We start from the raw sequence: 15,715 nt of genomic DNA, 5'->3' as shown, positions 1-15,715 counted from the left end.
AAAACGTTCATGGGAACTACTTTGCGCTTGAAATTGCTAGTTCCAACGCACCTTGCGTTTCATCAACGACCTGTCCATCGTCTTCCACGGGCGTGAACTTCCACGTCCGTTTTTCTACCAAGCTTGGCGCATGTTCTATGGCTCCCATCGGTTCAATTCCCATAGCCGTAAGGCGCGCCAGTAGCTCTTGCAGAACATCATCCTTGCGAAGTGACCACGTGGAAGCGAAGCAGCGCCAGAATACCCAGCCAGCTCGTTCCAAGACACGCTGACGGTTCATATCATGCTGCCATCGGTCTGGGCCGTGGTATTCGTCGCCATCCAACTCAATTGCCAAGCGGTTATCCACCGCGCCCTCAACGACCATGTCGATGCGGTAAGCACCAGTCTTAACTTGTGGAATAACGCGATACCCGCGAGAGGCAAGGATGGAAAAAACTTCCCGCTCGAACCCGGATTCGCATTGGTCAATCAGCACTTCTGCTTCCTCTTTGTCAGTCACCATCGGCTTGTTGAAATGACTGAGCAAGGTAAGGCGTAAATCCCTATCCGACAAATCAGATGTTTTCACCGAGCGTACCAAATACATCCGATCTCGTGCTCGACTGGCAGCCACGTTGAAACGCTGATCGAATTTCAGACCAGAAAGCGCGTGACATTTTTTGCTGTCTGCAACCATTGACAGAAACATGATGTCCCGTTCACTGCCTTGGAATGTGCGAGCTTCCCCGCATTCAAATTTGCGGTGGAGTAATTCGGCGGCATCGCAATGTTGGCGCACGATGGAATCAATGTGTTTTGCTTGATCCATTCCCAGCAGAGAAACGACACCAATCGTACGGCCAACAAAATCCTCATTTTTCAGAATGGCCGTAATTTCCTCGGCGATGGCCCGAGCTTCGTAATCATTATGGTCGTGTTTATCACGGAAGCCGTCCGTGACGTAAATATCGACGAGCGGCGGATCAATTCGTTCTGACGCCTTTGGAATGCGTAACGGTTGAATCCCGCCTTTGTAAAACACACGATTGGCGTAAGCAATGATGGGTGGGACACAACGGAAATGCTCGCGTAGCATGACTTGTTCAGCCGCAAATACGCGAGCCGCCAGATCATAGAGGGACTTTTCCGGTGTCATTTCCGTCCCGTAAGGCTGTTCGGAAAGGAAGCGAACCTTTAGTTCCTGAATCCGCTGACTGGCGATAAAGCTTCCATCCGGAGACACCTGTTTATCGTCACCCACCACCAGAATCTTCTTACCGCGCAGAATGGCAGGCAGTGCCCAGAGGTCGGATTGGCTCGCTTCATCGACAATTACAAGATCGAACGCTCCAATATCCGGCGGCATAGCCTCCGATATGCGAGCATGGCTCATGATCCAGCAGGGGACAGCGCCGGCGGCATCCAACATCGCCTCCCGGGCATCCCTACGATAACGCGTTGCATTTGGCCCCGTTCCCTGACCGATACGGCGGATTGCAGTTGCATAGCCCGCAAGAGCTTGGAGAACCATGGGCGTGGCATTCCGTTTGGTTGCCAACCATGCAGCTTTGGAAACCAAATCCTTGTAGAGGCGGGAAAGACCGCCCTCAAGGTCTCTGCGTCTGGCCGAAAGGCCAAGCAATTCGTTTCGGGCTTCAATGTTGTCGAGGTAAGTTCGAATACGAGCCCAGTTCCATGCTTGCCGCCAAGTAACAGGAAAAACGGCGTCTTCGCCGGACATTTCAACTGGCTGAGAACAGACACGAGAGGCCAATTTCGGAGCGCCTGCCTGTTCAATACGGACAGCGAAATCCTTGATTCGTGCGAGATCAACCGTCAGCGAGGCAATACGCCTCAGTTCTGCCGTCAACTCTGCGTATTGTGCGGAGGCGCGATCAGAAGGAATGTTTGGATATCCAAGTTGCTTTTCGACGAACTGTTTTAGCGCAATTGATACAGGCCCTGTCTTGCCTGCGAGTTTTTCCTGAAGCGTGCTGAGCTGGGTTGCCGCTTTGGACAGTTCCGCCTTGGTAAGGTGGCGCAGTAACTGGTTCTTGACTTCAAGGAGTTCGGCAGAAGTGCCCCTCAACGCTTTGACTGGAGCCGAACAGAACACGGTGTCGGCCTTCTTTGGTAATGTGGCGTCGAATTCTGTAGCCAGCCGATGAGCCTTTTTCGCAAAGGTGGCAACCATCTCGATTCGGCGCAAAGCAGAGATGCCACCTTCTAGGCGGGGGATTGAAAGCTCGTCTGCAAATTGGTTCCACCGGCTCACGAAAGACACTACTTTTTCGTCAAGCTCAATGTGCCGCTGCACATGAGCCCAGTCGTCTATCGACGCAGGTGAGAGACCTGAGACTTTAACCCCGGCAATATGCTCTTTTGCCTCACCTGACCCAAAAGCAATAAAACCAAATGGCTTGCCAGTCTCGACTGCACGAGCAACGGCTTCCCTGGTTTTGACTGTGTACAAGCCTGCATCGGGGAATTCCACTGGTCGCTTGAGGAATTCAGCGCGCGCCTCAATGAGTGCGTCAATGTCTGAAAACAAAGACTCAAGCGCTTGTCGTTCGGAAATAAACGCCGGCAGTCTGCATTTCATTCGCAAATCAAGGGGCCAGACGCTATCGGTGGACTCCAACTCCTCGGCCAAGGTCTTGGCTTCTTCGACTAACTCAAGAAGATCCCTTGCCGCGATGAGCACTTCGGCAGTTGTAGCCTTCAGATCAAGAAGGTCACCACGTTCAACCTCCGCCTCGATCGTCCGCATACTGGATAGCACTTCGTGCAGTTCGGCGATTGCGGCCGTAGTAGGTAGTGAGTCAGCAGATGGGCAGTTGGCCTGTACGTAAATCAAATCCTGTCCGACCTTCCGCCGTGCTTCTCGGAGTTTACCCGCCTCCTCCTCGGTCAGAGGGGGCGCATTTTCCGGTGAAAGTGTAATGTCATCATCAAACCAGCCATGCTGTTCCAATCCAGAAGTAACCAACTCAGCAAGTTTTTGTGCGCGCATTGGCACGCCATCAACTTCCACTTCCGAAAGCTGTGCAATCGCAATTGCATCAATGCGTGTGTCAATGGAGGCAAGTTCGTGGTGGGCGCGATCAATGGCACTTTCCAGTGTTGTGATAGCATGGCGCGTCTGTTCCGGATTTAACTGGGATACCTGATGCTGAATCGTCTCGATTGACGCTTGAAACTGGCGGACACCCTCACGGTCGCTGGCCATAAGCGCCACGGTTAGGGCGCGGACTTCCTCCGGTATTTTGGATTGGAGTACTTCAAGCGCAGGTTCTCCACGTGAGGTGACAAGAACCCGCCTGCCCGTCGCCAGGTAGTGACAAATGACATTGGCAATGGTGTGTGTTTTGCCAGTACCCGGCGGCCCTTGCACGGCCACACCCGCAGCTTTTTCCAGCCTTTGAATGATGGTGACCTGCTCTTCGTTGTAGGGCAGGGGAAAATAAAGCTCCTCGGCTTTACCATGACTTGATCCGCGACTTGAAAGCCCACGGAAACGAATAGCCTCGAATTCAACTGGTTTATCTGAAGGCGGGGTAACAAGGGCAAGCGGGCCAAGTGGAATATCGCATCCAGTCGCCAGCTTCTCCTTCAGGCGTTTTAGGTCATCCGTCAGATAGTGAGTGGTGCGCGGTCGTGAAAGCAAAACCCAAGCATCAGTAACTATCAAGTCGGTGTCAGGGGTAGGAACAGGGTCGCCCCTTGTAAGTAGCTCTCGATAGCTACCGTTGCTATCCAAATTTGATGCGGCGAGCTTGAGAACATCGGTATAGCTCGAAGCATCAAACGGGGTAACTGGGCAGTCTTTGTGCCGTTGAAGTTGCTCTTTGATAGCGTGTTCAACATCAGCAGCCCCGAGGACTGAACAAGCGACGAAGGCTTCCATTTCCACCCGTGTATCGGTAGCGCGGGGACGAACATCCAGCGCCATGCTTCTTTCGTCGATGGATATTTCGACGGCTTGAGTGAGCAGTGGGTATTCAAAACTGACGATGCTTTCCCCAAACGGAATCTGCCAAGACGCAACGCCTATACCCCATACAAGTTCTTGAGGTTTGACTGTCTCTTCGGCCTCAATCTGGTGCTTCAAGGCGAACAGATCGCCATATAGGGAGATGCTCTTGCGACGCGGACGCTCGCCCTCAGCCCAAGCTTTCCATTGAGGCAAGTATTCTTGGAGGGCTGCTTGGGCTTTCTGCCTCAACTGTTCTTGTCTTAGCTTTGCGTCATGAGTTTTTGCCAACTGAGGATCAGGCTTCGATTCATGCTGGGCAATCCAAGTGACCAGGGGGCCTTCATCCAGTGTGGGGGGCGCACCAAACGGGTCATTGCTGACCTTGAATAGTCCCTTGAACAGGTCGGGAACAATTGGGGGGCGATGGATTTCTAGGCGCGCCAGATGTAGCCAGATGTGGTCGCCCTCTGGGCGAAGATCAAACTCAAGGCCGGGTAGTCCCGCCAAGTCGGTATTGCGACGAACGAACTCTTTCGCGGCAGAGAGACGATAACCTTTTGGGTCAATTTCTTTTGCTTGCTCTTCGATATATTCGAGCAAGCCCTTGAGCAGGTCACGAGGTGAATTCATCTTTCCTTCTTTTTGGCGCAAAGCTGAGTCAAGTTCTAACGGCTGCGATCAGCGAAAAATAGGCCGCAGGCCTAATTTTCGCTGAATTGCATAGTTATGCCAGCCTTCTGAAACATAGCTTTGTGGTTGATATAGAGCTATCTTCTTTGAAAAAGGATGGCTTTGAAGACCATGAAGATAACACTGTATTTATATGATCCTGCCAATGAACAGAACATTCACTGCCAAATATTATTCCAGTGAGCATTGCTTCTGGGTACGTGATAAATTTCTCGTGAGAAAAAAATCTCACTTCTTTCTCACTTTCCCATTCATCTGATTTCGTACAATAAATTAAACGGGCAAAAGCAGCTTCATCACCACTTTCTGTTTCTTCCATGGCTTTAATATAACGCTCCAATGGTATTGGTTTGTCATAATATTCAACATCGAAACCTTTATACGAGGTATCACTATTAAACATATTGGCTTTTTTAAATTGGAGCACTACCCCTTTGTGGTTGGCAGCGTAATGAGCCCACATCATGGCATTCCTAGGTGATTTAGAGAAACAACAGATCAGTAGGAATGTTTTGGCCAGTTCTTCTTTTATATGTCTGTCTGCCTCACATAACCAATTCTTGTCGCGGTGTTTCCCTTTTAAAATTGCAGCGTCGGCGTGTTTTTGGGACTCTTCATCTGAAATTCCTGGGAATTGATGCTTAGCAAGGAGAGCAAAATATCGCCTCCAAACTTCTTCAGAGTCATTTTTACATGAAAACAGTGAAAATTTGGGGCGACAGTCAAATGGATCATTAAAATCACTTGGGGCTGAAAAATAGAGTCTTTTGTTGGCGATTGTGCCCAACACATAATCAAGATTTCTGTGGTACTGATACAGGAATGTCATTGTTTATTTTTTTGGTTCCTCTCGTGAATCGGTGCGAGGAATTTTGTTGAATAGTTGAAAAGCATGAGCCTCATCAGTTACTTAGAAGGTGCGAAACTTACTAGGTATCTGGGAGGAGACTCATGCTTGTGGAAACTTTGATCCAAAATACTCTTGAAATGCAAGGATTTCGTGTGGCCGAAGTCACATTTGTCAATGGCAGCCTGGAGGCTGAACTAGTTCCAGATCGCCGCTGCGCCCCATGTTGCGGGGTTTGCGGCCAGCGTGCCGCCTACCGGGATACGCGGCCAGTACGTCGATTTCGGCACGTTCCGTTGTGGGGAATCGCCGTTTATTTGCTTTGCGCTCCTCGCCGGGTGAACTGTAAGCATTGCGGCGGTATTCATGTTGAAGCGCTGCCCTGGAGTACGGGCAAACAGCGGTTCACGGAGGCTCTTATGGTAACCCTGGCCACTTGGGCTCGAGTTTTGACATGGCAGCAAGTGGCGGCCCTTTTTCACTGCGCCTGGAGCACGGTGGCGACAGCGGTCGATGAAGCTGTCAAGTATGGTCTGGTCAATCGCGATCTTTCCGGGATTACCCTCATCGGCGTCGATGAAATCTCCCGCAAACGCGGTCATGTCTACGTTACCAACGTCTACGACCTCGACTCCCGACGACTTCTCTGGAGCGGCGAAGGTCGGGGACAGAAAACACTGAAGGCCTTTTTCGAGGCATTCGGCCCGGAGCAGACTGCGAAATTGGCAGGTATTTGCTGTGATATGTGGCAGCCCTACGTCGACGTCATCAAAGACAAGGCGCCGCAAGCCCTGCTGGTGTTTGACAAGTTTCATATCGTTCGACACCTCACCAAGGCGGTGGATCAGGTCCGGCGTGACGAAATTCGAGACAAAGGCAAAGCCCACAAGGCGCTAATGGCCAAAACCCGCTACATCTGGCTGAAAAATCCTTGGAATCTCACCGAGAGTCAAAAGATCCGACTCTCAGAGCTTGAACAACTCAATCTGAAGATTAATCGAGCCTATCTTCTCAAGGAGACTTTCCGGCGGTTCTGGGATTATAGCAATCCAGTTTGGGCAAAGGATTACCTGGACAAGTGGTTCTGGTGGGCAACCCATTCACGGCTGGAACCGATGCGTGATTTCGCTTGGATGCTCCGCCGCCGAGAGGATGACCTGCTCAACTACTTCGATGCGCCTATCGATAACGGCATTGTGGAAGGCCTCAACAACAAAGCAAAAGTCATCATCCATAAGGCCTACGGTTTCAAAACAGCGACAAACTATATCCGAAATCTTTATCACTGCATGGCTGACCTGCCATTACCGAAAACCATGCACACATTTGCGTGACGAACCATTTTTTTAGGGCATAATAGTTGAATACACAGAACAGTGTCATGTCTCTTGCCCTTTCCCCCATGTAATCTACCAAATCCTACCTACTCGTATCCCGGCCAAAAGATTGCCCGGCAAGGCTTCTGTCCCTCGGCTTGAAAGTATCGTCCGCCATCTCCTTTTTCACCACCTGCTGAAACAGCTTCACCATCTTGAAGTTTTGCGATTCATCCTGGTAAAAGGTGTTCCAGGCATAATCGAGCAACCCCTGCAGCCTGTCCGGGCTCATCTGCTTGGGCTGAAACACCACCTTGTCCGCCGAGTAGTCGTTCCAGTCGCGGGAGAGGATGCGGTTCTGCCGGTTCAGCTCCTCCCAGGCCTTGGTGTGGGGAAAAGGGGTCAGGACCGTGAATTCGGCCAGATCGAGCTCGATCTCCAACAGAAAGTCGATCAGCCGTTTGATGAAATCTTCATCGTGGTTGTCGAGCCCCAGGAGGATCGTGCCCTCTACGCCGATGCCATGGTCATGGTAGCGCTTGATCCGCTCCTTGATGTAATCCGAGGTGTCGAAGACCGCCTGATACACATACCAGGCCCCGGCCTGGGCCGCGAGATCGAGGACCTCGGGCTTGTCTTCAATGGGGTGGGAGCACCATTTCTTTTTGAGCGGGATCATTTCCCGGAACAGGTCCATCTCCCACTGGGTATTCTGGGCCAGGGAGTTGTCCACGATGAAGAGCCGGTTGTTGTCGATGCCTGCCATCTCGGCCACGGCCTTGTCGATGGGCCGGGGCCGGAAGACCCGGCCGCCCAGGTAGGAGACGGCGCAGGGGTAGCAGTTGAAGCGGCAGCCGCGCGAGGCGTGGACCAGGTCAACCATCTGCACGCCCTTGTAGTTGTAGAGCTTGCGGTTGAGCAGATCCCTGCGCGCCGGACCCACTAGGCCGATATCGGGCCGATCCTTGATGAAGTCGTAGCAGGGTTGCAGCTTGTTGTTGCGGAAATCGGCAAAGACCTGTTCCATCCGCCCCTCGGCTTCGCCCAGGAAAACGGCATCGGCATGTTCCATGGTCTCCTCGGCGTGCAGCATGGTGGCAATGCCGCCGAACATGACCTTGATCCCTTTTTTCCGGTAGATATCGGCAATCTCCCAGCCCCGTTTGACCTGCACGGTCAACATCATGGAGATACCGACGAAATCCACCGCCTCGTCAAAATCAATGGCTTCCAGATTCTCGTCGATAAAATCAACATCAACATAGGCGGGCAGCGCGGCGGCAAAGACCACCGGGCCGTGGGGCGGCAGGTGAAACTCTGTCTGCCGGTCCAGCTTGGCCCATTTGGGGTAGATCAGTTTAAATTTCATGGCAGTGCTTTCCCGTTCAAGTTTTTCTGATTACCACTCTTCAGCCAGTTTTTTGACGTCATTCCCGCGCAGGCGGGAATCCAGGCGACCTGGCTAATTCCTCTGGATTCCCGCCTGCGCGGGAATGACTTGGCTATGCCAGATGAACAGCCAAAATCGTTATTCATCAACATGTTGCCCGCCAATCTTGAATACTGGCTGAAGTTCGATGGTAATCAGATAATATTTTCGACATGGATCAGGGTCATTTTCAGGGTGTAGTGTGTGGGACCGAACCCCTTGAATTCAAGATATTCGGGGATCAGGCTCTCCCCTTCTTTGCGGCAAGATCGCCCCGTAACGGAGCGGCTCAAGGCCTGATCCGCGCCATAGGTTCGTATCTGCCAGCAGCCAGCCATGGCCGGGAGGATATCGGTTATCCGGCCATCGATCCCGGTGTATCGGCACGTCGGGTTGTTATCGGCAACGCGGCCGTATTGCACCTTTGCCGGAAAAGGGGCGCGAAAGATCGTCCGCACATCTTCCATCAACCCTGCCGCAAAGGCAGGCTTGTCAAAGGGGGGAACCGCCCGCCGGACTTCAAGGCCGCCCTTTTCCCGATACACCGCCTCAAAGAGGGTGAACCCTTCGACGGTCATCAGGGCACAAGCGATCTCCTCTCCGGCAAGGCTGGTAACCCCGAGCACCGTGGCGCCGGAGCCATCCGCCATGGAGAACTCGATGGTATGGACAAATTCCCAGCGACCTTGGGGGAAAACCGCCGCACATCCCCGCTCCTCTCCTGCTCCCGTCCCAGGGGTCAGCTCCGGCAGGGAGGGCTGTTGCGCCGCGCAGCCGGGAAGGCCAAGCAGGAGTATGAGCAGAAGAAAGGCCGGGGGCTTCATTTGTTAGTAAACACGGCAGCAGGGATCTCCTTATTGATGATCCTGTTGCTGAAGGTGAGGCTGGTGGAAGCGTCCGGCCCCTCGAAGATAATCACCTTGTCGAGAAGCCCTGCCTGCTCGCCGAGTTTGAGTTCAATGCTGCTGATCAGGGCGGCAATCCCTTGTTCCTTTGGGGTGAGCAGGATGGTTTGTTTCTTGGGAAAGGAGACCGTGAACATGGCGTTGTCGGTGAAACGGCCATCGAGCCAGTTGGAGATCTCGGCCAGCACGACCTGCATGGCGTCGAGCCGCATGCCCTTGTCTTCCGCGAGCACGCCATCCCGCTCCACGAATTTCCGCACCTTGCCGCCGTGCATGAGCAGAATGGAACGGATGGGCGTCCGGTATTCCCAGCGCAGGGACTGGGGGGCCTGAAAGGTGAAGGAGCCGGTGGAGACGATGGGGCGGGCCAGGATCTTCAGATGTTTTTCCTGAATAAAATCGGCCCGAACCGAGCGCAATTGCACCGGCGCTCCCTTGTTTTCGGCTCCGGCCTGGGCGGCCGGGATGGCGATACAAAAAGAGAGGGCGGCAAGGAGCAGCAACCGTTTCATCAAAACATCCCGCCGTTGACCGAGATGACCTGGCCGGTGACATAGGAGGCTGCGTCGGAACAGAGGAAGCCCACCACCTTGGCCACCTCTTCCGGCCTGCCGATGCGGTTCATGGGAATCATGGTCTTGATCTGCTCCTTGGGGGCGTTCTGGATCATGTCCGTCTCGATCAGGCCGGGAGCCACCACATTGACCCGAATCCCCATGCGGGCGACCTCGGCGGCGATGACCCGGCTGGCCGCGTTCAATCCGGCCTTGGCCGCGGAATAGTTGGCCTGGCCCCGGCTGATCATCAGGGAGCTGACCGAGGAAACAGAGACAATGGATCCCTTGCGGTGGCGCACCATCAGCTCCAGCACCGGCCGGGTCATGTTGTAAAACCCGTTGAGACTGGTATCAATGACCGACTGCCACTTCTCAGGCGGCATCATCATGAACAGACCGTCGGCAACAATCCCGGCGTTGTTGACCAGGATGTCGATACCTCCCAGCCTGGCGCCGAGCTCCGCCACAATCTTTTCCGTTGCCTGTCCATCCCGGACATCAAACCGGCAGATCTCGCCCCGGCCGCCCTCCCCTTCGATCATGGCCAGGGTCTGCTCTGCGCCCTGTTGGTCGCTATGGTAGTTGATGACGAGATAATACCCGGACCGCGCCAGCTCCACGCAGATTGCCCGGCCGATCCCTTTGCTGCCGCCGGTGACGAGGGCTACATTCTTTTCATTTTCTATGGTCATTGCTAATTTGCCTGAAAAAGTTGCAGGGTGGCCCTGCCGATGAGCTGCGTGTCCATGTGCAGCTCGCAGGCAACCTCCCGGAGATTTTCAAAACTATAGGTGTTTTCCGCCCTGGCCGTGATGCTGGCGCCAAAGGGCAGGGAGTCGATAAAAAAATCCGCCTTTTTTATGCCCACCAGCCAGCCCATCTGATTGGAGTCCCGGCCCTGGGCCTGGATCCGGCTCCAGCCGTTGCACACCCCGGCGGTCTGGGCGGCGAGTTCCACTAAAATCAGGGGATCCACCCCTTGTGCATCGGCCATGGGCCACGTTTTTTCCACCAAAAAAATAGCGCTGGCCCTCTCGCTGTCCACCTCCATAATCTCCTTGACCAACAGCATGTTGCCGCGATGGGGAAGAAGATCCTCCAGGGTGAGATCGGAGAGTGTGAGTGTGTCCATACAACTGTACCTTTTCCTAAATCCCCTCGCCCTTGAGGGAGAGGGTCAGGGAGAGGGTGCAAAGCCGCAACTTACCCCCTCTCCCCGACCCTCTCCCCCACTAAGCGGGGGAGAGGGAGAATTTGATTCGCGCTCATCAGGCACCTTTTTGGACCTGGTCAGCGGAGCCGAAACGATACCCTTTTTTCCGGTGAACAGCCACTGTTGATGTGGAATTATTCTTGGCATTATCTTTTTTTAGGCAGTATATAAATACACTTAAACGATATCCAGTACAAATTTTCAGTGTTGTCCGGTTAGGAGCTTGCATGAAGCTCCCCTCCCTTGACGGGAGGGGTTGGGGGTGGGTGAAGTGGCAAACTGCCGAGGAACGACTACCTTCCCCCCCACCCTAACCCTCCCCCGCGAGGGGGGAGGGGACTCAGTTCAGTCCTCGCTGGTGTTGGACGGGGAATAATTGGGGCATATATCACACTGCAATTTTCTAACCGGACAACACTAACAATTTTTCGAAAACCAGACCGGCTTCAGTGCCACCGTGCAGCCGATATTTTCTCATGACTCAACGATACTCAAACAGCGACCGCATCCTATGAATACATTGACAGAAGAACTCAAGGTCAAGATCATCGACATCCTGAATCTTTCAGACCTGAGCCCGGAAAATTTCGACGAAAACGACCGGCTGGTCGGCGGCAGCCTGGGCATTGACTCCATCGATGTTCTGGAAATGGTGGTCATGGTGGAAAAAGACTACGGCGTCGTGATCAACAGCCAGGAAGTCGGCGAAAAGATCTTTTCCTCCCTGGCCTCCCTGGCCGAATACATCAAGGAAAACACCCCCGGTTCACAGTCCTGATGGGAAAACGGGTTTACATCGCCGGCCTGGGGATTATCAGCCCGCTCGGCGAGGGAGTCGCCGCCACGGAAGAGGCGCTGCGCGGCAATTGTTCGGCGATCAGGCCGCTGGATCTCTTTCCCCTCCTGCATGGCGAGCCTTTGCCCACGGGTCAGGTCCGCGGCCTGGCCGAGCAGTCGGACCTGCCCCGCACCCACCGCCTGGCCCACAACGCCGCCCTCCAGGCCATGGCCTCCTGTAACACCCCGCCAGATGTGATCGACGCGATCATTCTCGGCAACACCACCGGCGGCATCCTGACCACGGAAACATTGCTCCGGGCCAAGGTGAGCAACAAGGAGCTGTACCGGTATCACGGGTTAAACAGTGTCGCCGAGTATCTTGCCCAAGTGCTCAGTTGCCGCGGCATGGCCCTGACCGTCTCCACCGCCTGCTCCTCAGGGGCCGTGGCCATTGCCATGGCCCTGGCAATGCTGCGCAGCGGGAAAGCGAAAACGGTTCTGGCCGGGGGGGTGGATTCGCTCTGCCGGTTGACCTATTTCGGTTTTCATTCCCTACAGCTCGTGGATAAACAAGGTTGCAAACCTCTTGATGCGGATCGGCATGGCATGGCCGTGGCCGAAGGCGCGGCCATGCTGCTGCTGACCACGGAAAAACCGGACCACCCCCTGGCGGAACTCCTCGGCGCCGGGCTTTCCTGCGATGCCTATCACCCGGCCGCGCCCCACCCGGAGGGGAGGGGCGCGCGCATGGCCATGCAGGCGGCGCTGGCCGATGCCGGTCTTCATCCCACGGATATCGGCTACATCAGTCTCCACGGCACCGGCACCCCGGAAAACGATCTGGCCGAGGCCAAAGCCGTCAACACCCTCTTTGGTGCGCCGCCGCCGCTCTCCTCCATCAAAGGGGCAACGGGCCACAGCCTGGCCGCCTCCGGGGCCATCGAGGCGGTGGTGTCGGCACTCGCGGTGGCCAAGGACTTCCTGCCCGCCAACACCGGTTGCCAGAATCCCGATCCCGCCCTTGGCCTGACCCCGTTGCTGCAGCCGACCAAGCAGCCCACCAACGCCGTGCTCAGCAACTCCTTTGGCTTTGGCGGCAACAACGGCTGCCTGGTGATTGCCAAACCGGACAATTTTTCACAGCCCCCGCCAGGACGCACCAAAACAGGGCTGGCCATTCACGGCTTTTCCTGCCTCACCGGCGCCGGGGATACCGCAGCCACCATGGCCCTGCTGGCCCAGGGTCTGCCAATGGCCGGCACACCGGACCTTGCCTCCATCTCGGCAAACCTGCCGCCCAACCTGGTGCGCCGCCTGAAACGGCTGCCGCGCCTGACGCTGTCCTTGGCCCTGAGCGCCCACCAGGATTCCGGTTTCGAGGCAAAACCCGCTGCCGTGTTCATGGGAACCGGCTGGGGCGCACTTTCGGAAACCCATGATTTCCTGGCCCGCCTGACCGATTCGGGCGAACAGTTTCCCAGCCCCACCGACTTTGTCGGCTCCGTGCACAACGGGCCGGCCGGGCAAACCGCCATCCTCTTCGGGGCAGCCGGAGCCAATATCACCGCCAGCGGCGGTGATTACTCCTTTGAGCAGGCGTTGCTGGCCGCGGACCTCATGCTGGAAGAGGGACAGGAAAACGCCCTCGTCCTTGGCGCGGATGAGGGGCACCCGGTTCTCTCTCCCCTGCTCGATCCCTCCATCGCCCCGGGAAGCCTGTTGGCCGACGGCGGCGGCGGTTTTTGCCTGGGCAGAAAAACAGAGGGTGCGCACTGCCTGGTCCGGGTTCCTTTTTATCAGAGCAGCAAAACACAGGGGAGCATCAAGGCCCTGATCGATGCCCTGGGCGGGGTTCCGACCCTGCAAGGCAAGTATGCCCTCCTGCTGGCGGGCATCCCGGCCGCGGCCCGGGAAGAAGGCGAAGAACAACTGGCTCGTTTCCTGGAACAATCCGGCATACAGGCCCCGATCATCCGCTACCGCGAATTTACCGGGGAGTTCGCCTCGGCCTCGGCCGTGGCCGCGGTCATGGCCGCCTCCTTTCTCACCTCGGGCAAGGTGCCCGGGCCGTTGGTGTCCGGCAATGATCTTGCGCTGGCGGCGAACAACCCTGCCATTCTGGTGCTTGGTCTGGGGAGATATCTTTCCGCCATGGAGTTCTCCCGCCCATGAAGATCCTGCTCATCTCGCCCAACACCCTCACTGTTCCCTATCCGGTCTATCCCCTCGGCCTGGATTATGTGGCGGGGTGTATTCCGGCAGAGCATCAAGTCAGGATCGCGGATCTGAATGTCCTCTCCCTGGAAGCTCTGGAAGAGCTTGTGCACGATTTCTCTCCGCAAATCATCGGCCTCTCCTGCCGCAATATCGACAACACTGAGGCTGGCGATCCCCTCTTTTTCATCGATGCCTACGGCAAGCTGGCTGCCTGGCTGCGCGAGCGCTCGCAGGCCATGCTGGTCTGCGGCGGCAGCGGCTTCACCATCATGGCGGATCGGGTTTTTGCCGCCCTGGGAGTGGATTACGGGATCATCGGCGAGGGGGAGAGATTCGGCCTGCTGGTGGAGGCCCTGCACCAGGGTCTGGACCCCACGCAAATTCCCGGGGTGATCTCCCCTGCTTCCTCGCCCGCAACGCCCGAGCCTTGGACCGGCACACAGGTGCGCGCCTTCCAGCCCCAAGCCTCCCATGTGGAGTTTTACCTCAAAAAAGGGGGCATGCTGAATCTGCAGACCAAACGGGGGTGCTCTTTCAACTGCATCTATTGCCCGTATCCCCATCTTGAAGGGAAAAGGCACCGTTTGGCCCACCCTGGCGAGGTGGCCAGGACCGCCATGGATCTGCAGAAGGCCGGAGCACGATATCTTTTTATCACCGACTCGGCCTTTAATTCGGATGTGGCCCACAGCCTGGAGGTGGCCAAGGCTTTTAAAGCCGCTGGTGTTTCCATCCCCTGGGGCGGTTTTTTTGCCCCGCTCAAATTGCCGATTGATTATTTTTCCCGCATGGCCGACGCAGGGTGCAAACATGTGGAATTCGGCACCGAGTCGCTTTCCTCTTCCATGCTGGCCACCTATCGGAAACCCTTCGGGGTTGACGATGTCTTTGTTGCCCACCAACAAGCCCTTGAGGCCGGGCTGCATGTGGCCCATTACTTCCTCCTGGGTGGCCCCGGGGAATCTTCCGCCACGGTCGCGGAATCCCTTGATCACATTGAACGGCTCAACAAGACGGTCCTGTTTTTTTTCATCGGAATCCGCATCTATCCCCATACCGCCCTCTACGACATTGCCCTTAAGGAAGGAAAAATCCGCCCGGAAACGAATCTGCTGCAGCCCCTTTTTTACCAGGCCGAGGCAATCGACCGCGACACCATTGCCGCCCAGGTTACGGCAAGGGCAGACAAACGAAACAACTGGATCATCGGCTCCGGTGGCGCAAAAAGCGCGGCCACGCTCAAGAAAATGTATTCCCGGGGGCATACCGGGCCGCTTTGGGAATTTCTTGCCGGATAACATCTCCTTACAGCAAGGCCTGTATTGCGTATTTTTACCCCCGGTGGTATAGGCTATTCCGTGATCATGCAGAAGAGGAATCGCCGGATCGGCGCCAAGCATGCCGCGGATCAATTGTTTTCCCAGGACTGAGGCGATACTGTGGGCCATTTGTTTCTCGAAAGCGAAACGAGACAATTGCAAAAAGACGAAATAGCCGGCCGGGTGACAACGGATAGGCAATCGTCTTGGTTTTCCGGCCACTTTCCCGACAACCCCATCCTGCCCGGAATCGCCCAATTAAAAATGGTGGCCGACCTTATTGCCGCCTCCAGGGACGACGGCAGGCACATGACCGGATTGAGCCGGGTCAAGTTCAGAAAGATCGTGAAACCCGGGGAAATACTTGACATTTTCGCCACATTCGTCCAAATAAAAGAGCAATATGTGTTCCGGATAACCAGCGGCACTGACGAGGTTTGTTCCGGGGTGATACTTTTTGCCAAGAAAAATACACTATAGAGAC

General features: G+C 55.4%; 12 protein-coding genes. 5 read left to right on the top strand and 7 right to left on the bottom strand.

The annotated features are described in order from the left end of the window. Nucleotides 1–16: 16 nt before the first annotated feature. Nucleotides 17–4,588, bottom strand: a complete 4,572-nt coding sequence (locus tag MWR57_RS09910) for an AAA domain-containing protein (RefSeq protein WP_423124656.1) — start codon at nt 4,586–4,588, stop codon at nt 17–19. A 94-nt stretch (nt 4,589–4,682) separates the two neighbouring features. Beyond that, the gene (locus MWR57_RS09905; protein WP_423124655.1) at nt 4,683–5,477 is read right to left on the bottom strand and encodes a DUF2971 domain-containing protein; all 795 of its coding nucleotides are present in this window, start codon (nt 5,475–5,477) and stop codon (nt 4,683–4,685) included. A 122-nt stretch (nt 5,478–5,599) separates the two neighbouring features. On the opposite strand from MWR57_RS09905, the gene MWR57_RS09900 reads away from it, so the two are divergent. Next, nucleotides 5,600–6,829 (top strand): ISL3 family transposase, encoded by a 1,230-nt coding sequence (locus MWR57_RS09900; RefSeq protein ID WP_423124654.1) that lies wholly within the window; start codon nt 5,600–5,602, stop codon nt 6,827–6,829. An 85-nt stretch (nt 6,830–6,914) separates the two neighbouring features. Here the strand turns inward: MWR57_RS09900 and MWR57_RS09895 are convergent, their stop codons facing one another. From MWR57_RS09895 to MWR57_RS09875, 5 genes are all read right to left on the bottom strand, one after another. Next, entirely contained in the window at nt 6,915–8,180 is a 1,266-nt protein-coding gene (locus tag MWR57_RS09895; protein ID WP_423124653.1) for a B12-binding domain-containing radical SAM protein, read from the bottom strand. Between the two features lie 215 nt (nt 8,181–8,395). Further along, nucleotides 8,396–9,064: a hypothetical protein gene (locus MWR57_RS09890; protein WP_423124652.1), complete on the bottom strand. Its 669-nt coding sequence runs from the start codon at nt 9,062–9,064 to the stop codon at nt 8,396–8,398. Continuing rightward, nucleotides 9,061–9,657 (bottom strand): LolA family protein, encoded by a 597-nt coding sequence (locus MWR57_RS09885; RefSeq protein ID WP_423124651.1) that lies wholly within the window; start codon nt 9,655–9,657, stop codon nt 9,061–9,063. Before MWR57_RS09885 ends, MWR57_RS09890 begins: the two co-directional genes overlap by 4 nt. Continuing rightward, nucleotides 9,657–10,394 carry a 3-oxoacyl-ACP reductase FabG gene (gene fabG / locus MWR57_RS09880; RefSeq protein WP_423124650.1) on the bottom strand — a complete coding sequence of 246 codons (738 nt, stop codon included), beginning with the start codon at nt 10,392–10,394 and terminating at the stop codon, nt 9,657–9,659. Before fabG ends, MWR57_RS09885 begins: the two co-directional genes overlap by 1 nt. 2 nt (nt 10,395–10,396) lie before the next feature. After that, nucleotides 10,397–10,834 carry a hotdog family protein gene (locus MWR57_RS09875; protein ID WP_423124649.1) on the bottom strand — a complete coding sequence of 146 codons (438 nt, stop codon included), beginning with the start codon at nt 10,832–10,834 and terminating at the stop codon, nt 10,397–10,399. Nucleotides 10,835–11,426: 592 nt separating this feature from the next. Between MWR57_RS09875 and MWR57_RS09870 the strand changes: the two genes are divergently transcribed. The 4 genes from MWR57_RS09870 (at nt 11,427) to MWR57_RS09855 (ending at nt 15,711) form a co-directional block, all read left to right on the top strand. Continuing rightward, nucleotides 11,427–11,693 carry a phosphopantetheine-binding protein gene (locus MWR57_RS09870; protein WP_423124648.1) on the top strand — a complete coding sequence of 89 codons (267 nt, stop codon included), beginning with the start codon at nt 11,427–11,429 and terminating at the stop codon, nt 11,691–11,693. Then, nucleotides 11,693–13,867, top strand: coding sequence for a beta-ketoacyl synthase N-terminal-like domain-containing protein (locus MWR57_RS09865; RefSeq protein ID WP_423124647.1), 2,175 nt, complete (start codon nt 11,693–11,695; stop codon nt 13,865–13,867). The genes MWR57_RS09870 and MWR57_RS09865 overlap by 1 nt, the downstream gene beginning before the upstream one ends. Next, the gene (locus MWR57_RS09860; RefSeq protein ID WP_423124646.1) at nt 13,864–15,210 is read left to right on the top strand and encodes a lipid biosynthesis B12-binding/radical SAM protein; all 1,347 of its coding nucleotides are present in this window, start codon (nt 13,864–13,866) and stop codon (nt 15,208–15,210) included. The genes MWR57_RS09865 and MWR57_RS09860 overlap by 4 nt, the downstream gene beginning before the upstream one ends. Before the next feature lie 177 nt (nt 15,211–15,387). Then, the gene (locus tag MWR57_RS09855; RefSeq protein WP_423124645.1) at nt 15,388–15,711 is read left to right on the top strand and encodes an ApeI family dehydratase; all 324 of its coding nucleotides are present in this window, start codon (nt 15,388–15,390) and stop codon (nt 15,709–15,711) included. Nucleotides 15,712–15,715: the final 4 nt, after the last annotated feature.

The sequence above is a fragment of the Hydrosulfovibrio ferrireducens genome (genome assembly GCF_046883345.1).
In the GTDB taxonomy this organism is placed as follows: domain Bacteria; phylum Desulfobacterota; class Desulfobulbia; order Desulfobulbales; family Desulfurivibrionaceae; genus Thiovibrio; species Thiovibrio ferrireducens.
The sequence above is the reverse complement of the archived record's forward strand: the minus strand, read 5'-3'. Positions and strand labels throughout refer to the sequence as shown.